This is a genomic window from Streptomyces sp. NPDC039465, from assembly GCF_055639315.1.
The window spans coordinates 245,508-266,287 of the sequence record NZ_JBVKAP010000005.1; the positions used below are offsets into that span (position 1 = coordinate 245,508).

17 protein-coding genes are annotated in these 20,780 nt (G+C 71.7%); 7 read left to right on the top strand and 10 right to left on the bottom strand.

The features are described from left to right. Positions 1-81: 81 nt before the first annotated feature. Complete coding sequence (locus ACZ7LT_RS19145; protein ID WP_471237206.1) at positions 82-780, bottom strand: ester cyclase; 699 nt, start codon at positions 778-780, stop codon at positions 82-84. Between the two features lie 74 nt (positions 781-854). On the opposite strand from ACZ7LT_RS19145, the gene ACZ7LT_RS19150 reads away from it, so the two are divergent. Beyond that, entirely contained in the window at positions 855-4,175 is a 3,321-nt protein-coding gene (locus tag ACZ7LT_RS19150) for a tetratricopeptide repeat protein (RefSeq protein ID WP_471237207.1), read from the top strand. On the opposite strand, the gene ACZ7LT_RS19155 is transcribed toward ACZ7LT_RS19150, so the two are convergent. The 5 genes from ACZ7LT_RS19155 to ACZ7LT_RS19175 all read right to left on the bottom strand — a co-directional run bounded on the left by ACZ7LT_RS19155 (position 4,152) and on the right by ACZ7LT_RS19175 (position 9,508). Beyond that, a complete protein-coding gene (locus tag ACZ7LT_RS19155) occupies positions 4,152-5,174 on the bottom strand; it encodes a hydroxyacid dehydrogenase (protein ID WP_471237208.1) in 1,023 nt (340 codons plus the stop codon). The two genes, ACZ7LT_RS19150 and ACZ7LT_RS19155, sit on opposite strands and share 24 nt — an antisense overlap. A 19-nt stretch (positions 5,175-5,193) precedes the next feature. Next, complete coding sequence (locus ACZ7LT_RS19160; RefSeq protein WP_471237209.1) at positions 5,194-6,048, bottom strand: carbohydrate ABC transporter permease; 855 nt, start codon at positions 6,046-6,048, stop codon at positions 5,194-5,196. After that, positions 6,045-6,932: a carbohydrate ABC transporter permease gene (locus ACZ7LT_RS19165; protein WP_471237210.1), complete on the bottom strand. Its 888-nt coding sequence runs from the start codon at positions 6,930-6,932 to the stop codon at positions 6,045-6,047. Before ACZ7LT_RS19165 ends, ACZ7LT_RS19160 begins: the two co-directional genes overlap by 4 nt. Positions 6,933-6,937: 5 nt before the next feature. Next, positions 6,938-8,272: an ABC transporter substrate-binding protein gene (locus tag ACZ7LT_RS19170; protein ID WP_471237211.1), complete on the bottom strand. Its 1,335-nt coding sequence runs from the start codon at positions 8,270-8,272 to the stop codon at positions 6,938-6,940. A gap of 138 nt (positions 8,273-8,410) precedes the next feature. Then, a complete protein-coding gene (locus ACZ7LT_RS19175; RefSeq protein ID WP_471237212.1) occupies positions 8,411-9,508 on the bottom strand; it encodes a LacI family DNA-binding transcriptional regulator in 1,098 nt (365 codons plus the stop codon). A 176-nt stretch (positions 9,509-9,684) separates the two neighbouring features. On the opposite strand from ACZ7LT_RS19175, the gene ACZ7LT_RS19180 reads away from it, so the two are divergent. Next, positions 9,685-11,520, top strand: coding sequence for a DUF2264 domain-containing protein (locus tag ACZ7LT_RS19180; protein WP_471237213.1), 1,836 nt, complete (start codon positions 9,685-9,687; stop codon positions 11,518-11,520). A gap of 25 nt (positions 11,521-11,545) precedes the next feature. Here ACZ7LT_RS19180 and ACZ7LT_RS19185 read toward each other — a convergent pair whose 3' ends face one another. Both ACZ7LT_RS19185 and ACZ7LT_RS19190 read right to left on the bottom strand, forming a co-directional pair. Next, positions 11,546-12,319: an SDR family NAD(P)-dependent oxidoreductase gene (locus ACZ7LT_RS19185; protein ID WP_471237214.1), complete on the bottom strand. Its 774-nt coding sequence runs from the start codon at positions 12,317-12,319 to the stop codon at positions 11,546-11,548. Positions 12,320-12,383: 64 nt separating this feature from the next. After that, on the bottom strand, positions 12,384-13,052 hold the full coding sequence (locus tag ACZ7LT_RS19190) for an MOSC domain-containing protein (protein ID WP_471237215.1): 669 nt from the start codon (positions 13,050-13,052) through the stop codon (positions 12,384-12,386). 92 nt (positions 13,053-13,144) lie between these two features. Between ACZ7LT_RS19190 and ACZ7LT_RS19195 the strand changes: the two genes are divergently transcribed. Beyond that, positions 13,145-14,038, top strand: a complete 894-nt coding sequence (locus ACZ7LT_RS19195) for a LysR family transcriptional regulator (RefSeq protein ID WP_471237216.1) — start codon at positions 13,145-13,147, stop codon at positions 14,036-14,038. 110 nt (positions 14,039-14,148) lie between these two features. Here the strand turns inward: ACZ7LT_RS19195 and ACZ7LT_RS19200 are convergent, their stop codons facing one another. Next, entirely contained in the window at positions 14,149-14,478 is a 330-nt protein-coding gene (locus ACZ7LT_RS19200; RefSeq protein WP_019888827.1) for a WhiB family transcriptional regulator, read from the bottom strand. A 453-nt stretch (positions 14,479-14,931) separates the two neighbouring features. On the opposite strand from ACZ7LT_RS19200, the gene ACZ7LT_RS19205 reads away from it, so the two are divergent. The 4 genes from ACZ7LT_RS19205 (at position 14,932) to ACZ7LT_RS19220 (ending at position 19,247) form a co-directional block, all read left to right on the top strand. After that, the gene (locus tag ACZ7LT_RS19205) at positions 14,932-15,543 is read left to right on the top strand and encodes a response regulator transcription factor (RefSeq protein WP_003948568.1); all 612 of its coding nucleotides are present in this window, start codon (positions 14,932-14,934) and stop codon (positions 15,541-15,543) included. 252 nt (positions 15,544-15,795) lie between these two features. Continuing rightward, on the top strand, positions 15,796-16,371 hold the full coding sequence (locus ACZ7LT_RS19210) for a sigma-70 family RNA polymerase sigma factor (protein ID WP_355105227.1): 576 nt from the start codon (positions 15,796-15,798) through the stop codon (positions 16,369-16,371). Between the two features lie 134 nt (positions 16,372-16,505). Continuing rightward, on the top strand, positions 16,506-18,008 hold the full coding sequence (gene guaB, locus ACZ7LT_RS19215; protein WP_471237217.1) for an IMP dehydrogenase: 1,503 nt from the start codon (positions 16,506-16,508) through the stop codon (positions 18,006-18,008). 114 nt (positions 18,009-18,122) lie between these two features. Next, positions 18,123-19,247 carry a GuaB3 family IMP dehydrogenase-related protein gene (locus ACZ7LT_RS19220; RefSeq protein ID WP_019888831.1) on the top strand — a complete coding sequence of 375 codons (1,125 nt, stop codon included), beginning with the start codon at positions 18,123-18,125 and terminating at the stop codon, positions 19,245-19,247. 82 nt (positions 19,248-19,329) lie between these two features. Here the strand turns inward: ACZ7LT_RS19220 and ACZ7LT_RS19225 are convergent, their stop codons facing one another. Continuing rightward, complete coding sequence (locus tag ACZ7LT_RS19225; protein WP_471237218.1) at positions 19,330-20,571, bottom strand: nucleotide sugar dehydrogenase; 1,242 nt, start codon at positions 20,569-20,571, stop codon at positions 19,330-19,332. Positions 20,572-20,780 lie beyond the last annotated feature (209 nt).

Consider the following 20,780-nt stretch of genomic DNA (forward strand, 5'->3'; position numbering starts at 1 on the left):
GGCCCCCGTCCCCTGTTGTGGGGACGGGGGCCGCTTCGTTTCAGGCTTCGGCAGGCTCCGCCAGGCGTCGGCAGGCTTCGTTCACGCTTCAACCGCGCCGAGCTGCTCCATGAGCCCGAGCAGATCGTACTGCCACCAGCCCTCGATGATCTTGCCGTCCACGGTGAAGCGGTGGATGACGACGCCGGTCATGGAGGCCTTCTTGCCGGTGGACTCGACCCCCATGAATTCGCCCTTGTGCAGGCCGTTCCAGGTCCAGCGCGTGCAGACCCGGTCGCCCTCGGCGATCTGGTCCTCGACGGTGAACTCGAAGTCGAACCCGCCGCGCCACATCTCGACCTCACGGCGGATGGCGTCCATACCGATGACGTCCTGGGGGTTGGTCGGGTCGTGGTCGTGGTAGTTCTCCGCGAAGACCTCGTCGAGCGGGGGAAGCTCGCCCCTCGTGCCGGCCAGCTCGAAGAACCGCTGGGCCGTGGTCTTGAGCAGCTGCTCGTCCCGTACGACGTCGAGGTCCGTGAAGGTCGGCTCCTCGTCGCAGAGCGCGACCATCTCCCGGAAGATGCGGTCCGTCTCGGGGAGCTGGGAGTTCTTCATCGCCTCTTCGTACGACGGGAATTCGACGATCTCCACGACGTGGGAGGCGTCGGAACGGTCCTTGGCCACCAGGCTGTGGGTGGCGGTCCGCTTGCCCTTCGTCTGGGCGACCCACTTGTCCATGAGCTGGTTCAGGTCGTCGAAGTGATGCGTCTTGCAATCGATTATTTGTGCGAATTTCATGACGCCTCCCGGACCGGGTGGGATACGTCCATTTTAGGCCGCGCACTCTTCCGGGGCCTTGGCATCATGGCGCCATGCAGCAGGCACGGGGGAGACAGTCGGTCGCGGTGGGCCGGGACGCGGGCGTCGTCGTCACCGGCGACCACAACCACCTGACCCTGGGCCCGCCACGGGTCCGCTCGGCGTACGGGGAACAGGTCCGCCGCATCGCCCCGCCCGAACTGATCGGACGCGAGCGCGAGTTGGCGGAGCTCGCGGCCTTCTGTCTGGCCGACTCGGGCCCGTCGTACGCCTGGTGGCGAGCCGGGGCGTGGGCGGGCAAGACGGCCCTGATGGCGTGGTTCGCCCTGCACCCGCCGAAGGGCGTGCGGGTGGTGCCGTTCTTCATCACGGCGCGCCTGGGCATGCAGAACGACGTCGTCGCCTTCGTCGACGTCGTCCTGGAACAGCTCGCCGAAATCGTCGGCGAGGGCCTCCCGGCACTGCTCACCGCCGCCACCCGCGAGGCCCATCTGCTCCGCCTGTACGGGGAGGCGGCCCAGGCCTGCGCGCGCCGCGGCGAACGGCTGGTCCTGCTGGTCGACGGCCTGGACGAGGACCGGGGCGTGACGACGGGCCCGGACGCGCACTCGATCGCGAGCCTGCTCCCCACGGCGTTACGGACCGTGGTGGCCGGCCGCCTGAACCCGCCCCTGCCCGGCGACGTCCCGCGCGACCACCCGCTTCGCGCCCCCGAAGCGGTCCGGATCCTGGAGCCGTCCCCGTACGCCCACGCGATCCGCGCCGAGGCCGAACGCGAACTCAAACGGCTGCTCGGGGCCGGCGGTCTGGAGTACGACCTGCTGGCCCTGCTCGCGGCCGCGGGCGGCGGCCTGACGGCGGACGACCTGGCGGAACTGACGGACGCGGTGCCGTACCACGTACGCGACATCCTGCGCACCGGCCCGGGCCGCACCTTCGCCACCCGGGGCGAGGCCTACCTGCTGGCGCACGAGGAACTCCAGGTCCAGGCACGGGAGATGCTCGGCGCGCGGGAGCTCGCCCGCTTCCGGGGCAGGCTGCACACCTGGGCGGCGGACTGGCGCGAGCGGGGCTGGCCGCAGGCCACGCCGGAGTATCTGCTGCGCGGCTATTTCTCGTTGCTGCGGTCGGACGGCGATCTGGAGCGGATGACGGCGTGCGCACTGGACGCCGTACGGCACGACCGGCTGCTGGAGGCGACGGGCGGGGACGCGATGGCTCTGGGCCAGCTGCGGGACACCGGCGAATGCGCCATCGCGCGCGGAGCGACCGACCTGCGGCTCCTGCTCCGGCTCGCCATGAAGCGGGAGGAACTCCGTCACCGCAACGGAGCCGTGCCCGGTGCCCTCCCCGTGGCCTGGGCGGCGCTCGGACGGACGGCCCGGGCCGAGGCGCTGGCACGCAGCCTGTTTCTCTTGTCCGAGCGCCACCTGGCGCTGATCGGAGTCGCCGATGAGCTTGTCCGGCACGGCGCGCACGAGCGGGCCTTCGCGCTGCTCCGGGAGACGGAGGAGCACGTACGGAGGGCGGGCGGGCCGGGGCTGCGCGAGGAGGGCCTGGTCACGATCGGTACGACTGTGGCGCGCGCCGGGGAGTACGTGTGGGCGCTGACGGCGCGCCGCGGACTGCGTTCCCGTGAGGCGCACGCGCGGGTGATGTACGAGATCGCGCGTGACATGGCGGGCAAGGGGCACCGGGACGAGGCGGTGAAGCTGGCGCGTGAGGTCGAACCCGAGCTGAGGGCGGTGGTCCTGGCCGGGGTCGCCGAGACGCTGCGCCCGGAGTCGCCCGCGCGGGCCCGGGAACTGTTCGACGAGGCGCAGGCGGCCGCCGCGGAGACGGCCGATCCGGTGGAGGCCGCGACGACCCTTGCCGAGGCGGGCGAACCGGACCGGGCCGCGCTGCTCGTGCCTCTCCTCACCGAACGGCATCTGAGGGAGAGGGCGTGGGAGGCCATCGCCTTGAGCATCGCGCGGGCCGGCGACCCGGACCGGGCGGTACGGCTGATCTGGGCGGAATTGCGTGAGAACACCCAGGAGTACGCGCTGGCAGAACTCGCCGGACTGCTGGTCGCGGGGGGCGAGCGGGAGCGGGGCGAAGCCCTGGCCGACTTGCTGACCGGAACGCGCGCCCAAGGGGCTGGGCGCGCGTGTGTGGCTGAGGGACATGCGCAGGCCGGCGACTTCGACACCGCGTTCGCTCTCGCGGACCGGCTCGACGACATCGACCTGCGGATCCATACGCTGATCACGATCGGCCGTGCTCTGGGAGAAGCGGGGCAGGAGGGCCGTGCGCACGAGGTGCTGACGCATGCCGAGTCCGTGGCCCGGTCCGAGCTGTCCCCGGTGGGTGTGGACGATGTGGAGTCGGTGTCCGAGGCCCTCGCCGACGCCGGGCACACCGAGGACGCCATGGCGCTGATGGAGGACGCCTACGGCCCGCCCGAGCGGCGTCGCACCTGGTCGCCCACAGCCTGGGACGCGCACTGCTGGATCCGGGTGCTGACCGCCGCGGGGCAGGTCGAACGGGCCGCCGGGCTGCTGGATCTCTGTGCGGGGCAGGACCCCTGGCCGAGCGCGGCGCTGGCCCTGGCGGAGGGATACGTACGGGCGGGGGAGCCGGCTCGCGCGGAGGCGCTGGTCGGGCAGGCCACCACATCCGAGCACGAGCCGAGGGTGCGCACCGGTGTCGCCGAGCTGCTCGTCGAGGCGGGGGAGTTCGTACGGGCGAGGCGCCTGGTCCGCGCCTGCGCCGATGTCCACGGGCGCGTTTCGGGACTGGCGGCCGTCGCCTTGGCCTTGCGGGCCGGGGGCCGGGACGAGGAGGCGGACGAGGTGCTCGGGGAGGCCCGGGACGAGGCCGGTGAGCTGCCGCGCACGGACCGGCGTGTGGCCGCGGCGCTGGTCCCGGCGCTGGTCGCGGGCGGGGCGTACGGCGTCGACGATCCGGTCGTCGCCGACGCCCTCGACCGGCTCCTCGCGGCGCCGTGCGCGCCCGAGGAGGTGCCCGCCGTCGCGGCGGCCTTCGCGGCGGTCGGCGACTGGGAGGAGGCGAGGAAGGTTGTCGTGGGGTGTTCCCCGGTCCACGAAGCGCCGGACCGGCTGGCCTGGCTGGCCGGCGAGCTCGCTGCCGCGGGCCGGTTCGACGAGGCCGAACGCGTGGCTCTGTTCTTGATCCACGCGAGTGACGAGGACGCCGCCGGGCGCGCCTACGCGGCCGTGGCGTCCCACGCCGAACCGGCCGACGCGCGGGTGTTCCTGGGCCGGGCCATGATGGTGAGCTGGTGGGTCAACGCCCTGCCGGAGCTGCTCCGGGCCGAACCGGGCACGGTTCCCCTGGTCGTCGCCGCCCTACGCCGAGCGCGTCAGATCTGACGCCCTGACCGGATCCGCGAACCCCTCCCCCCTCCCGAACCGCTCCAGCTCGTCCAGCGCCCAGTCCGCCATCCGGTGCAGCTCGTTCCCCAGCGACCCCGCCACATGCGGCGTCAGCAGCACGTTCGGCAGGTCGTACAGCGGCGAGTCGGCCGGTGGGAGTTCCGGGTCCGTGACGTCCAGGACCGCGTGGAGGCGGCCCGAGGTGAGGTGGGGGAGGAGCGCGGGTTCGTCGAGGAGGGAGCCGCGGGAGGTGTTGATGAGGGTGGTGCCCGGGCGCATGAGGTCCAGTTGGCGGGGGCCGATCATGCGGTATGTGGCCGGGAGTTGGGGCGCGTGCACCGAGACCACCGAGCTGCGGGCGCACAGGGTGTCGAGGGAGGCGAGGTGGACGCCGAGCGTCTCGGCCTCGGCGGCGGTGACGTACGGGTCGTGGAGCAGGACCGTCAGGTCGAACGGGCGCAGCAGTTCGATGACGCGGCGGCCGATCCGGGACGCGCCCACGATGCCGACCGTACGGCCGTAGTTGCCGGCGTCGTCCAGTTCGCGGCGCCAGTCGTGGCCGGTGCGCAGTTCGCGGTAGCGGTGGGCGGCGGGCAGGACCCGTTTGCCGGCCAGCAAGATCGTGGCGAGCGTGTACTCGGCGACCGGCAGGGCGTTGGCGGCTGCGGCGGAGGTGACCGTGAGGCCGCGCCGCCAGCAGGCGTCGGTGATGTGGTGTTTGACGGAGCCGGCCGCGTGGATCACGGCCCGTAGCCGGGGCGCCCGGTCGAGGACCTCGGCGGTCAGCGGGGGCGCGCCCCAGCAGGTGAGCAGCGCGTCGGCCGTGGCGAGGGCGGGTGCGAGCGCGGGCGAGTCGAGGTCGTGGGCGACGAGCTCCGGGTCGGTACGGGCCAGCGTGGCCAGACGGGCCCGGTGGGCGTCGGTGAACAGGCGGTCGGCGATGTCCGGGCCCATCACGAGCAGCACGGCGGGCCGGTTGTCAGTGGTGTGGTGCATGGTGGAGATCCGCAGCTCCTCACTTGACGCTGCCGGCGGTGAGACCGGCTTTCCAGTGGCGCTGGAGCGAGACGAAGGCGACGACGAGGGGGACGACGGCGAGCAGCGAACCGGTGACGACGAGGGGGTAGAAGCCGGGTTCGGCGTGGGCGTTGCTGTTCCACGCGTACAGGCCAAGGCTCAGCGGGAAGAGCTTCTGGTCCGACAGCATCACCAGGGGGAGGAAGAAATTGTTCCAGATGGCGGTGAACTGGAAGAGGAAGACGGTCACGAAACCGGGCATGACCATGGGCAGCCCGATGGACCAGAAGGCGCGCAGCTCGCCGGCGCCGTCGATACGGGCGGCTTCCAGGGCCTCGTCGGGGATGTAGCCGGCGCTGAAGACCCGGGCGAGATAGACCCCGAAGGGGTTGACGAGGACTGGGACGAGGACGGCCCAGTAGGTGTTGACGATCCCGGCCTCGCTGGCGAGCAGGTACATGGGCAGGGCCAGCGCCGTGGTGGGGACGAGCACCCCCAGCAGGACGAGCCCGAACAGCTTCTCCTTGCCCGGGAAGTCGTACTTGTCGAAGGCGTAGCCCGCGGCGACGCTGATCAGCGCGCAGGCGAGGGCGCCGCCGCCCGCGTAGAGCAGGCTGTTGAGGTACCACCGGAAGTAGACGCCGTCGCCGTACGCGGCGAGCCGGGTGAGGTTGCCGCCGAGGTCGAAGCCCTCGAAGGAGAAGGAGTCCCCGGCGAGCAGGCCCCCGGCGTCCTTGGTGGCGGCGGTGACGAGCCAGACGAGGGGGAAGAGCATGTAGACGACGGCGAGGAGCAGCGATCCGTTGACGGCGGCCCGTGACAGCAGGCGGTGGGTGGCGCGGCGGGGTGTCATGCGGTCTTGGCCCTCCTCCCCGTGACGCGGGTGACCGCGAAGGACAGCAGTGCGGCGGTGAGCGCGAGGAGTACGGAGGCGGCGGCCGCGAGCCCGTAGTCGTTGCGGTCGAAGGCGGCGCTGTAGGCGTACATGTTCGGGGTCCAGGTGGAGCTGACGGCGGACCCGGTGCCCTTGTTGAGGATCAGCGGCTCGGTGAACAGCTGCAGCGAGCCGATGACGGTGAAGAGCGCGACCATCGCGAGCGAGGCGCGGATGAGGGGGAGTTTGACGCTGAAGGCGATCCGCCAGGACCCGGCGCCGTCCACGGTCGCCGCTTCGAGGACGGACCGGTCGATGGCCTGGAGCGCCGCGTAGAAGATCACCATGTTGTAGCCGAGCCATTCCCACAGCGCGATGTTGACCACGGAGGGGAGGGTGCCGGAGGGCGAGAAGAAGTCGAAGCCGATGCCACCGGCCTCCATGGCGCGTACGACGGGGGAGAGCTGGGGTGTGTAGAGGTAGACCCAGATCAGCGCCGCGATGATGCCGGGGACGGCGTGCGGCAGGAAGAGCGCGAGCTGGAAGAAGCGGCGGGCGCGGGCGAGGGCGGAGTCGAGGAGCAGCGCGAGGGCGAGGGCGCCGGCGAGCAGCAGCGGGATGTAGAGGAGGCAGTAGGCGAGCAGTACGCCGAAGCCGTCGAGGAAGGCCCGGTCACCCAGCGCGGCCAGGTAGTTGTCGAGGCCGCTGAAGGCGGTCTCGGATCCGCCGAAGCCCAGCCCCGACTGCTTCTCGGTGAAGAGGCTGAGCCAGACCGCGTATCCGATCGGCACCACCAGCACCGCGGTGAACAGGGTGAAGAAGGGGGTGAGCAGGACGGTGGCGGCGCGGGTGCGGGCTTTCATCGCCGTCAGCCCTTGACCTTCAGGCCGCGTTTGGTCAGCTCGGCGACGGTCGCGTCATGACCGGCCTTCACCCCCTCCGCGAGGGTGGCGCCGCCGCCTTTGACCTTGCCGAACCGGTCCTTGACGGCGGTGTTGGTGGTGCCGGTGGTCGGGCCCCAGGCCCAGTCCGTACGGATTGAGGCGCCGGCCTGCTCGAAGAGGGTGTAGAGGTCCTGGCCGCCGTAGAAGCGGGTGTCGAAGACCTCCTTGGCGACCGGCCGCAGGGCGGTGGCGGCCGGGAAGGCGCTGGAGGTGCCGGAGGCGATCCGGGCCTTGACGCCGTCCTCCGTCGTGGCCATCCACTTCGCGAACTCGACTGCGGCGGCGGCCTTCCGGCTGCCCTTCGTCACGGCGAAGGTGGAGCCGCCGAGCATGCCGCTGGCGGGCTTGCCGTCCCAGGTGGGTATCGGGGCGGCCGCCCACTTGCCGCTCTGCTCGGGCAGCGTGCCCTTGAGGACGCCCGCTCCCCAGGACGCGCCGAGGTAGCCGATCGTGCCGCCGTTCTTCAGCGAGCCGGTCCATTCGGGGCTGAAGGAGGCGTTGTTGTGGACGAGCCCGGCGTCGAGGAGGCCCTGCCAGTAGGCGGTGACCTTGGTGGTGGCCGGGTCGGTGGTGTCGACCTTCCAGGTGTCGTTCTCGGCCTTGAACCACTGGGCGCCGGCCTGCCAGACCATCGCTTCGAAGGTGGTCGGGTCGTCCGGGAAGAAGGTGGCGATCCGGGCCTTGGCATCGGCCTTCTTCACCTTCTCGGCGGCGGTCTTGAACTGGTCCCAGGTCTTGGGGACCTCGATGCCGTACGCCGCGAAGAGGTCCTTGCGGTAGTAGAAGACCTGCGGCGTGGCGTCGAAGGGGACGGCCCACGTCTTGCCGCCGAGGGTGGTGAGGTCGACGGCCTGCGGCAGCAGCTTCTTCCGGTCGTCCTCCGTGAAGTGGGCGCCGATGTCCTTGAGAGAGCCGGCGCTGACGAACTCGGGCAGCGACGGGTATTCGATGGAGACCAGGTCGGGTGCGTTGCCGGCCTTCACGGCGTTGGAGATCTTGGCGTAGCCGCCGGCGTTGCCGGAGGGGATCTCCTCGAACGTCACCCGGATGTTCGTGTGCGAGGCGTTGAAGGCGTCCACCACCTCCTTGGAGCCCTTGGCCCACCCCCAGAAGGTGATGGTCACGGGCTTGCCGTCGGTCCCCTGGGCGGAGGTGTCGTCCCCGCCGCCGCCACAGGCCGTCAGTACGGCGAGAGCGGTGGCGGTGGCGGCCACGGCACGGGTCGTTCTGCTCCAACTGCTGCTCCAACTACGGTTCACAGCACGGCTCCTGAGGAAGGGCGGGTGGTTGGCCGCGATCCTTGAACCAGACATGACCGAAGTCAAGAGCGAACGATTGATTGATCGAAAAAAGCTCAGATCGATCAGAGCGGTCCGACCGGCCCCCGCACAGACCGATCAGAGTGGCGCGGCCGCCCCGCAGGAGGCCCTGATCCGCAGCCGCGGCAGCAGCGACAGATGCCGCCGGGGCGTCTCCCCGTCGCCCTCGCCTTCCCCCGTCAGCCGCTCGATCAGCAGCTCCGTGGCGTGCCGCCCCACCTGGTGCTTGGGCGGTGCCACCGCCGTGAGCGGGGTGTCCGCCAGGGCCGCGACCTCGTCGTCGTACGCGATCACGGCCAGGTCCCCGGGCACCCGCACGCCCAGCTCGGCCAGGCGCTGCACCATCCGGATCGCGTCCACGTCGTTGTGCACGAGCGCCGCCGTCACCGCTCCCGAGGCGACCGCCGACTGCACCGTGCGGACGGCCTCCTCGAACCGCTCCGGCTCCCGCTCGGCCGGCACCGAACCGACCACCGGCCCCGGCGCCCGCAGCCCCAGCGCCGCCAGCGCGTCGGTGTACCCGGCGCGCACCGCGAGCGCGGTCGGGCTGTCCGAGCGGGCCACCAGCAGCGGCGTCCGGTGTCCCATGCCCACCAGGTGCCGCACGGCGAGCAGCACCCCGTGCCCATGGTCGGACGCCACCCGGTCGAGCCCGTCCAGCGGTGAGCCGGGCGCGGCCCGCCGCTCCAGGAGCACGGCCGGTACGGGCAGTTCGGCGGGCCAGTCGCCGTACGCGGCCCTGTCCTCCGGCCCCCGCCACCCCGGCGCGACCAGCACGCCCTGGGCGCCCGCCGCCAGCAGGCCCTCGGTACCGGCCCGGTCCTCCTGCGGCCGGTAGTCGGAGATGCGCAGGATCAGCCGCGCCCCCACCCGCGCCGCCGCCTCGTGCGCCCCCTTGATCACCTCGGCGAAGTAGTAGGTGGAGGAGGGCGCGAGCAGCCCGAGCACCAGCCCCTCGCCGGCCCGGGTCCGGCCCGGGTCGCCCTGCGGGCCCGGCCAGGAGACCTGCCCGTGCACCCGGTCGAGGAGGCCCCGGCCGGCCAGCGCCTCCACGTCGCGGCGTGCGGTGACGGGCGAGACGCCGAGCTGCGCGGCCAGCTCCGAGACCCGCGCCGTACCGCGCTCCCGCACCAGGGCCAGCAGACGGTCGTGACGTTCAGCAGCACTCTCGCGCACGGCGGAAGCCCCCTCGCAGTGTGGTGGCCCGGTCGAGCGTCGTCCCGGGTAGCCAGACCCTAATCCAAGCTGATCGAACGATGGGTGCTTCGATCATTCGGTCCGATCCATTGACGCTCGATCAGAACCGTGTTCATGATTCCGGCGACGCAGCAGGCCGCCTCCAGGGGAGCATCATGCCCACGCCACCCGAGAACCGTGTGCTGAGTCCTTACACCGGCTGGACCCGCGCCCACTGGGAGACCGCAGCCGACCAACTCCTGCTGGCCGTACGCCCCTACGCCTCCCCGCGCCACGGCCTGATCGCCCTCCCCGGCCCCCGCCCCAGCTGGTCCGGCCCCCGCTCCGACGGGCTCGAAGGCCACGCCCGTACGTTCCTCCTCGCCGCCCTGCGCGTCGCGGGCGCCTCCGGCGACGACCCCCACGGCCACCTCGCCCGCTACGCCGAAGGCCTCGCCGCGGGCACCGACCCCGGCCCCGGCGACGGCCGCGCGCCCGCCACCCCCGACGCCTGGCCCCTGATGGCCGACGTACGCCAGGCCGTCGTCGAGTCCGCCTCCCTCGCCCTCGGCCTGCGCCTCACCCGCCCCTGGCTGTGGGACACCCTCGACGACCGCACCCGCCAACAGGCCGTCGACTGGCTGCTGCCCGCCCTCGACCCCTCACCGGTCGACAACAACTGGTGGCTCTTCGGCCTCACGGTCGCGGGCTTCCTGCTCGACGCGGGCATCGAGACCGACCGCGCCGCCCGTACGCTCGAACGCTCCCTCGACCGGATCGAGCAGTGGTACGCCGGAGACGGCTGGTACAGCGACGGCGACAACCGCGCCTTCGACCACTACAACGCCTGGGCCCTGCACTTCTACCCCGTCCTCCACGCCCACCTCGCGGGGGACCAGGAGCTCCTGGACCGCTACGGCCCCCGGCTGCGCGCCCAACTCGACGGATACGTCCGGCTCTTCGACGCCGACGGCTCCCCGCTCCCGTACGGCCGCTCGCTCACCTACCGCTTCGCCGCGGCCGCCGCCCCCTGGCTGGGCGCCCTCACCGGCCACACCCCGCTCACCCCCGGCGCCACCCGCCGCCTCGCCTCCGGCACCCTGCGCCACTTCCTCGACCGCGGCGCCACCGACGAGCGCGGCCTGTTCACCCTCGGCTGGCACGGCCCGTACGCCCCCGTCGTCCAGAGCTACTCCGGCCCGGCCTCCCCCTACTGGGCGGCCAAAGGGTTCCTCGGCCTCCTGCTGCCGCCCGGCCACCCGGCCTGGACCGCCCCCGAACAGCCCCTTCCCGCCGAGACCGCCGACGCCGTCACCCCCCTCGCCGCCCCCGGCCTGCTCATCCAGTCCACCGCCGCCGACGGTCTCGTACGGCTCCACAACCACGGCAGCAACCCAGGCGCCACCCCGGCCCCAGGCCGCGACCGCACCGACGACCCCCTCTACGCCCGCTTCGCCTACTCCACCCGCACCGGCCCGACCACCCCCGGCGACCAGGCCGACAACCACTTCGCCCTGGTCGTCGGCGGCAAGGTCACCACCCGCGGCCCGGCCACCCCGCACGGCACCGGCCCCGGCTGGGCAGCCTCCCGCCACTCCCCGCTGCGCGGCATCCAGATCCTGTCGGCGACCCTGGCCCACGGACGCGCAGAAGTCCGCGCCCATCTCGTCACCGGCGCCCCCGAACGCACCCCCGTGCGCCAGACCGGCTGGGCCACCACCCCCGGCGGCCCCACCGCCCAGCTCCACCCCGTCCACGGCTACGCCTGGCGCACCGAAACGGTCGAGATGGACACCGGCTCCACCCTCCAGGGCCCCCGCTCGCGCACCGCCGCCCTGCACGGCACGGTCACCGGCCCCCGAGCGCTCTTCGTCGCGCTCGCCTCCCTCACCGCGGAGCCGGACCCCGCCCCGGTCGCCACCCTCGCCACGGTCCGGATCGACGGCGCCACGATCGAGGTGACCTGGCAGGACGGAACGACGACCGCACTGGCCCTCGACCCCGCCCCGTAGGCCCCCGAAACCCCTGCCGCCGCCGCTACTTCGGGCCGTACTTACGCCCCGCCTTCGAGCTCACCCCGCCGAGCAGGCCGCGCGGGGCCAGCTTCACCACACCCATGAGCGCCTTGTACCGCGGGTCCGGGATCGACAGCGTCTTGCCCCGCGCCAGATCGGTCAGCGCGGCCCCGACCAGCTTGTCGGCGTCCAGCCACAGCCAGCCGGGGATGTTGTCCGTCCCCATCCCGGCCCGCTGATGGAACTCGGTCCGTACGAACCCCGGGCACAGCGCCATCAGCCGCACCCCGCTGCCCGCCAGGTCCCGCGCCGCGCCCTGGGTGAACTGCACGACCCAGGCCTTGGAGGCGCCGTACGTGCCACGCGGCACGAAGGCCGCCACCGACGCGACGTTGACCACACCGCCCCGGCGCCGCTCCCGCATCGCCTCCGCCGCCGCGGACGTCAGCCGCAGCACGGCCTCGCAGTGCACCTTCAGCATCTTCAACTCGTCGGCCATGGACACTTCCAGGAACCGGCCCTTGTTGCCGAACCCGGCGTTGTTCACCAGCAGATCCACCGGCCGGCGGGTGTCGGAGAGCCGCGCCTCCACGGCCGCGATCCCCTCCTCCTCCGCGAGATCGGCGACCAGGACCTCCGCCTCCACGCCGTGCCGGTCGTGCAGTTCGGTGGCCTGCTCGCGCAGCCGCTTCGCATCGCGGGCCACCAGCACCACGTCATGTCCGTCCGCCGCGAGGCGCCGCGCGAAGGCGGCGCCGATGCCGGCCGTCGCTCCCGTAATCAGTGCAGTCGTCATATGCGGCACGGTAACGCCCACCGCGCGCGGGCCCGTACGGCCGGCAGGGGGCGGCGAGAAGCCGCTACGAGCCGTACTTGTCCGCGTACGACCGCGCGACGTCCAGGAGCCCGGACTCCATCCACTCGGCCGCCACCAGCGTGCCGGGCAGGAGCGAGCGCTCGGTCGTGGCGGCCCGGTGCAGCAGGGAGACCGTGATGCCGTGGTCGGGACGGTGCACGACCTCGACCGGGTCGCCCGCCGTCAGCTCGCCCGGCTCGATCACCCGCAGCAGCGCGCCCGGCCGGCCCGCCTGCGTGAACCGCCGCACCCAGCCCTTCTCACCGAGGAAACCCGCGAAGGTCCGGCAGGGGATGCGTCCGCCGGACACCTCCAGGATGACGCCCGAGCCGACCCGCCAGCGCTCGCCGATCAGAGCGCCGTTCACATCGAGGCCGGTGGTGGTGAGGTTCTCGCCGAACCCGCCGTTGGCCAGCGGCCGTTCCAGCTCGCGCTCCCAGGCGTCCAGGTCCTCCCGGGCGAAGGCGGTCACGGCGCGGTCCGTACCGCCGTGGAAGCGCAGGTCGCAGACGTTGTCCCCGACGATCCCGCTCCCCCCGGCCCCGCTGGGCCCAGGCACCACCACCCGTACGGACCCCTCGACCGGCCGCTTGTCGATGCCCGTCCTCCCGCCGGGGGCATCGGTGTACTCCGCCGCCCTGGCCTGTCCGACGTTGACGCTCAGTACCTTCATGACCGGCACTCTAAGTGACCCCTCAGCGGCCTTGGCTCAAAGATTCCTCTGGGTATTCGCCGAGATGCCCAAGCTTCACTTATGCTCAAAGGGTGATCGAGGCTCGTCATCTCCGTGTCCTGCGCGCTGTCGCCGCCACCGGCTCCTTCTCCGCCGCCGCGCGCGAGCTGGGCTGCACCCAGCCCGCCGTCAGCCAGCAGATGAAGGCCCTCGAAACCTCCGCCGGCACCCCCCTGCTGATCCGCACCGGCCGCGAGATGCGCCTTACCCAGGCCGGCGAGGCCCTCGTACGGCACGCCGCGGGCATCCTCGCCGGACTCACCGCCGCCGAGGAGGAGGTCGCCGCCATCGCGGGCCTGCGGGCCGGCCGGGTCCGGCTGGTCTCCTTCCCCAGCGGCAGCTCCACGCTCGTGCCCACCGCCCTCGCCGCCCTGCGCGCCGCCCACCCGGGCACCCGGGTCTCCCTGGTCGAGGCGGAGCCGCCCCGGTCGGTCGAGATGCTCCGCGAGGGCGACTGCGACGTGGCCCTTGCCTTCCGCTACGGCACCAACGCCACCGAATGGGACGACCTGGTCGTCCGCCCCCTGCTCGCCGACCGTCTCGTCGGCCTGGTCCCCGAGGGCCACCGGCTGGCCGACGCGGACGCCGTCGCCATCGGCGAACTGGCCGAGGAGTCCTGGATCGCGGGCTGCCCGCGCTGCCGCCGCCAGCTCGTGGACGTCTGCGAGAACGCGGGCTTCACCCCCCGCATCGACTTCGCCACCGACGACTACCCGGCCGTGGTCGGACTGGTCTCCGCCGGACTCGGCGTGGCCGTACTGCCCCGGCTCGCGATCGAGTCGGTACGCCCCCGTGGCGCCCGGACGGTCGCCGTCGAACCGGCCGTGGAGCGCGAGATCGTCGCCCTGACCCTGCCGGACCTCGCCCAGGTCCCGGCCGTCGCGGCCACCCTCGACCAGCTCATCCTCGCGGCTACGCGCGCGTAAAACCCCTCCCGGTCCGCACGTCACACCCCTGCCCACCGCCCGCTCCCCACGCGCGGCGGGCCGGCCGCTGTTCAGGCATACGTGTCCAGGCGTTGTGCAGAAACGTTCCTTCAGGTGCGCCCCGCGCCGGCCGCGCTCGATGCGCTCGCCGTGACCAGGCGGTTGCGCGCCCGTCCCATGAGTTCCTCGCGTTCGTCCTCGGTGAGGCCGCCCCACACGCCGTACGGCTCCCGTACGGCGAGTGCGTGCGCCGCGCACTCCGCGCGGACCGGGCACCGCATGCAGACCTCTTTCGCCGAGTTCTCACGCGCACTCCGTGCAGCGCCGCGCTCTCCCTCGGGGTGGAAGAACAGGGAACTGTCCACTCCGCGGCAGGCTGCGAGGAGTTGCCAGTCCCACAGGTCGGCGTTGGGTCCGGGAAGGCGGGAGAAATCTGCCATTGCGCTTGTCCCCTTGAAACCGTGCTGAACGGATAGGCGGGTGGATGGCTGATAGCTGGGGCCAACGGTGGGCCGACGGGTCCGGCGGTGGCCGGCGGACGGCTGATGGGTCCGTTCCGACCGTACAACTACTGTCTAAGTAGATGTAAATATGACTCATTGCGAATCTAGTCGCAGACACCGCGAAATGGAAAGAAGTCAGGCTAAATGGGGCATAGCTTGACATCGAGGATGGATGACCTGCGACGCTCTGCTCTGCATACGCTCCCTCACATAGAGTGCCGAAGGCTGCCGTCCGACCCGTAACTCTTTCGAGTGACCATCGTTGAGAGTGCGGAGGCGGTTGAAAGAACAAGCGATCGGGCAGGTGTCCGAGAGCGTCAACCGCACAGGTGACGATACGTACCAGCCCTGGAGGCTCAAGGTGACGCGCATCAGCTGCGGAGGGCGGCCATGACATCCGTCCTCGTCTGCGACGACTCCCCGCTTGCCCGAGAGGCGCTTCGCCGCGCGGTCGCGACCGTGCCCGGCGTCGAGCGCGTGACCACCGCGGCCAACGGCGAGGAAGTACTCCGCCGCTGGGGTGCGGACCGCTCGGATCTGATTCTGATGGACGTGCGCATGCCCGGGTTGGGTGGTGTGGAAACCGTCCGCCGGCTGCTTTCCGCCGACCCCGGCGCCCGGATCATCATGCTCACGGTCGCCGAGGACCTGGACGGCGTGGCGCTCGCCGTGGCCGCCGGTGCCCGCGGCTATCTGCACAAGGACGCGTCCCGCGCCGAGCTGCGCGCGACCGTCACCCAGGCGCTGGCCGACCCGACGTGGCGGCTCGCCCCGCGGCGGCTGCGCTCGGCCGAGATGGGCGCGGCCCCCACGCTCACCGCGCGGGAGATCCAGGTGCTCGAAGGCATGAGCCACGGCCGCTCCAACGCCGAGATCGGCCGCGAGCTCTTCCTGTCGGAGGACACCGTCAAGACGCACGCGCGGCGGTTGTTCAAGAAGCTGGGCGCCTCGGACCGGGCGCACGCGGTCGCGCTCGGATTCCGCTGGGGCCTGGTCCGCTAGCCGCATGACCGGCCGGATCCCCGCCCGTCGTCGGGCGGGCGGGGCGGGCCCTGGGGCCCAAGGCGGCGACGGCTTGTGTCACTTCCCTCCCGGATGCCGCATCCTTGAGGTGTGGAGTTCCTCGGGGACGAGTCGATCGAGCGGAAGGGGAGGGCGCAGGAGATGAGTTCCGGCGCACCTGCTCATAACGCTTCGGTGCACAACAGTGGGCGCGATGCCACGAACGAGCGGGCGTCAAGGCACCATGGAGCGATGCGCGACGACGAGACCACGGTGATCGGTGCACTCGTTCACCGTGCCGTCGAAGGCGACGAGCAGGCCACGCACGATCTTCTGGCCCGTGTTCACCCTCTCGCCCTGCGCTACTGCCGTACGCGGCTGAACCGGCTTCCCGGTGATGCTCGCCACTTCGTCGAGGACCTCGCGCAGGAAGTCTGTGTCGCCGTCCTGATGGCGCTGCCGCGCTACAAGGACACCGGCCGCCCCTTCGAGGCGTTCGTCTTCGCCATCGCCGGGCACAAGGTCGCCGACCTGCAGCGGGCCGCGATGCGGCACCCCGGGTCGACCGCCGTCCCCTCGGACGAGATGCCCGAGCGGCCCGACGACTCGCTGGGCCCCGAGGAGCGCGCCCTGCTCAGCGACGACGCCGAGTGGGCCAAGCGGCTCCTGGCGAACCTCCCGGAGAACCAGCGGGAGCTGCTGGTGCTGCGGGTGGCCGTGGGGCTCACCGCCGAGGAGACCGGTCAGATGCTCGGCATGTCCCCGGGCGCGGTGCGGGTCGCCCAGCACCGCGCACTGAGCCGGCTGCGCGCCCTCGCGGAGCAGTAGCGGCCACCTGTACGTCGTCTCGTACACGTACGAACACACAAATCTGCTGAGTGATCTTGATCGTGGAATGAGACACCCTCGCAGCCCGTTAGCATGGACATCCGCACCGATCAAGGCCATTTGGGGAAGGTGTCATGACTGCAAACGTCGACGGAGTGCCCGAGAAATTCGCGACACTCGGGCTGACCTACGACGACGTGCTGCTGCTGCCGGGCGCGTCCGACATGGCCCCGGATCAGATCGACACCTCCTCGTACATCTCCAAGAACGTGCGGGTGAACATCCCGCTGCTCTCGGCCGCCATGGACAAGGTCACCGAGTCCCGGATGGCCATCGCCATGGCCCGTCAGGGCGGCGTCGGTGTGCTCCACCGCAATCTCTCCATCGCCGACCAGGCCAACCAGGTCGACCTGGTGAAGCGCTCCGAGTCCGGCATGGTCACCGACCCGATCACCGTGCACCCGGACGCCACGCTCGGCGAGGCCGACGCGATCTGCGCCAAGTTCCGCATCAGCGGTGTCCCGGTGACCGACGCGGCGGGCAAGCTGCTCGGCATCGTCACCAACCGCGACATGGCCTTCGAGTCGGACCGCAGCCGCCAGGTGCGCGAGGTCATGACCCCGATGCCGCTGGTCACCGGCAAGGTCGGCATCTCCGGCGTGGACGCCATGGAGCTGCTGCGCCGCCACAAGATCGAGAAGCTGCCGCTGGTCGACGAGGCCGGGCTGCTCAAGGGCCTCATCACGGTCAAGGACTTCGTCAAGGCCGAGAAGTACCCGAACGCCGCCAAGGACAAAGAGGGCCGGCTGCTCGTCGGCGCGGCCGTCGGTGTCGCCGGGGACGCCTACGAGCGGGCCCAGGCGCTGATCGAGGCGGGCGTCGACTTCATCGTCGTCGACACCGCGCACGGCCACTCCCGGCTGGTCGGCGAGATGGTCGCCAAGATCAAGTCGAATGCGTCGGTGGACGTCATCGGCGGCAATGTCGCCACCCGCGACGGCGCCCAGGCGCTGATCGACGCCGGTGTGGACGGCATCAAGGTCGGCGTCGGCCCCGGCTCCATCTGCACGACCCGCGTGGTCGCCGGTATCGGCGTTCCGCAGGTCACCGCGATCTACGAGGCCTCCCTCGCCGCCAAGGCGGCCGGTGTCCCGGTCATCGGCGACGGCGGTCTGCAGTACTCGGGCGACATCGCCAAGGCCCTGGTCGCGGGCGCCGACACGGTGATGCTCGGCTCGCTGCTCGCGGGCTGCGAGGAGTCGCCCGGTGAGCTGATGTTCATCAACGGCAAGCAGTTCAAGTCGTACCGCGGCATGGGCTCGCTCGGCGCCATGCAGTCCCGCGGTGAGCAGCGCTCCTTCTCCAAGGACCGCTACTTCCAGGAGGGCGTCGCCTCCGACGAGAAGCTGGTGCCCGAGGGCATCGAGGGCCAGGTGCCCTTCCGCGGCCCGCTCTCCGCGGTCGTCCACCAGCTGGTCGGCGGCCTGCGCCAGTCGATGTTCTACGTCGGCGGCCGGACCGTGCCGGAGCTCCAGGACCGGGGCCGGTTTGTCCGGATCACCTCGGCGGGTCTCAAGGAGAGCCACCCGCACGACATCCAGATGACGGTCGAGGCGCCGAACTACAGCAGGAAGTAGTAAGAAGGACCCACACGCGCGTGGAGGGGCGGAACCGGGGATTCCCGGGGCCGCCCCTCCTGTGTGTGTCGGGGATACTGGTAGGCGCAGACGTAGAGGGAAAGGCCACACATCGTGACTGAGATCGAGATCGGGCGCGGCAAGCGCGGCCGCAGGGCGTACGCGTTCGACGACATCGCCGTCGTACCGAGCCGGCGCACCCGGGACCCGAAGGAGGTCTCGATCGCCTGGCAGATCGACGCCTACCGCTTCGAGCTTCCCTTCCTGGCCGCCCCCATGGACTCGGTCGTCTCGCCGCAGACCGCCATCCGCATCGGCGAGCTGGGCGGCCTCGGTGTGCTGAACCTCGAGGGCCTGTGGACCCGCTACGAGGACCCGCAGCCGCTGCTCGACGAGATCGCCGAGCTGGACGAGGCCACCGCCACCCGCCGTCTGCAGGAGATCTACGCCGCGCCGATCAAGGAGGAGCTGATCGGGCAGCGCATCAAGGAGGTGCGCGACTCCGGTGTGGTCACCGCCGCCGCGCTCTCCCCGCAGCGCACCGCGCAGTTCTCCAAGGCCGTCGTCGACGCCGGTGTGGACATCTTCGTCATCCGGGGCACCACCGTCTCCGCCGAGCACGTCTCCGGCGCGGCCGAGCCGCTGAACCTGAAGCAGTTCATCTACGAGCTCGACGTCCCGGTCATCGTCGGCGGCTGCGCCACGTACACCGCGGCCCTGCACCTGATGCGGACCGGCGCCGCGGGCGTCCTGGTCGGCTTCGGCGGCGGTGCCGCGCACACCACCCGTAACGTGCTCGGCATCCAGGTGCCGATGGCGACCGCCGTCGCCGACGTGGCCGCGGCCCGCCGTGACTACATGGACGAGTCCGGCGGCCGGTACGTGCACGTCATCGCCGACGGCGGTGTGGGCTGGTCGGGTGACCTGCCGAAGGCGATCGCCTGTGGCGCCGACGCCGTGATGATGGGCTCCCCGCTGGCCCGTGCCACGGACGCGCCCGGCAAGGGGCACCACTGGGGCATGGAGGCCGTCCACGAGGACGTGCCGCGCGGCAAGCTGGTGGACCTGGGCATCGTCGGGACGACCGAGGAGATCTTGGCCGGCCCTTCGCACAACCCGGACGGGTCGATGAACTTCTTCGGCGCGCTGCGCCGGGCGATGGCGACCACGGGCTACAGCGAGCTCAAGGAGTTCCAGCGCGTCGAGGTGACCGTCGCGGACTCGCAGCACAGCCGCTGATCACGCCGTAGATCCCGCTGTACGGAAGGGGCCCCGCACCAGCAGGTGCGGGGCCCCTTCCGTATGCCGCAGGAGTGGGCGGTCACAGGCGGTGGGCCGCGCCCGCCGGGGTGGCGCCCCGGGTGTCCAGCAGGAGCTGCGCCTTGACCGCCAGGCCCTGGAGGTCGTACGTGCGGTGGTGCTGGAGCAGCACGGTCAGGTCGGCGTGGGCGGCGGCGTCGTAGAGGGAGTCGGCGCGGGGCACGGGGAGGTCGCGTACGCGCCAGTCCGCGACGTACGGGTCGTGGTAGCTGACCGCCGCGCCCAGGTCCATCAGGCGGCGGGCGATCTCGGGGGCGGGGGAGCCCTCACAGTCGGCGAGGTCGGGCTTGTAGGTGATGCCGAGGAGCAGCACGCGCGCGCCGCGGGCCGACTTGCCGTGCTCGTTGAGGAGGGTGGCGCAGCGCTGGATGACGTAGCGCGGCATCCGTTCGTTGACCTGGCTCGCCAACTCGACCAGGCGGAGGGGCCGGTGGGCGCCGATGGTGTCGACGGGGACGCCGTGGCCGCCTACGCCGGGGCCGGGGCGGAAGGCCTGGAAACCGAAGGGCTTGGTCTCGGCGCAGCGGATCACGTCCCAGAGGTCGACGCCGATGTCGTGGCAGAGCACGGCCATCTCGTTGACCAGGGCGATGTTGACGTGGCGGAAGTTGGTTTCCAGGAGTTTGACCGTCTCGGCCTCTCGCGGGCCACGCGCGCGTACCACCTTGTCGGTGAGCCGGCCGTAGAAGGCGGCGGCGGATTCGGTGCAGGCGGGGGTGAGACCGCCGATGACCTTGGGGGTGGTGGCGTAGGCGTGGCCGCGGTTTCCGGGGTCGACACGGCCGGGGGAGTACGCCAGATGGAAGTCGCGGCCGGCCCGCAGCCCGGAGCCCTCCTCGACCAGCGTGCGCAGGAGCCCCTCGGTGGTGCCGGGGTGGACGGGGGATTCGAGCAGCACGGTCGTGTGCGGGCGCATCCGGGCGGCGAGGGCGCGGGCGGCGTCGGCGACGGCGGTGAGGTCGGGGGTGCGGTCCGCGCCGAGGGGGGTGGGGGCGCAGATCACGGCGGTACGGACCCGGCCCAGCTCGGCCGGGTTGGTGGTGGGCCGGAAGCCCCCCGAGAGCATCCGGCGGATCTCCGAGGCGGTGAGGGAGCCGTCGACGGGCGGGCGTCCGGCGGAGAGCTCGGAGACGGCGCGCGGGTCGGTGTCGAAGCCGATGGTGTCGATACCGGCGGCTACGGCGGCCTGGGCGAGCGGTAGTCCGAGGTGGCCGAGACCGATGACGGCGAGGTCGGCGGGCATGTGGGGCCGTCCTTCCCTGTAGCCGGAGGGCACGAGACGCGCAAGCCCGGTGGACAGAACGAGGCGAACGCAATGTCAGACTAGGCGTAAATATGACCGATATGCGGCATTGTGGTGCCGCGAGTGCACCGAGTGTTGTCCGGTTGTGGATGTCCCCGTCACCCCCAGGGACCCGGAGATATCCACAGGCGGTGGCTGAAGTCGGTGAG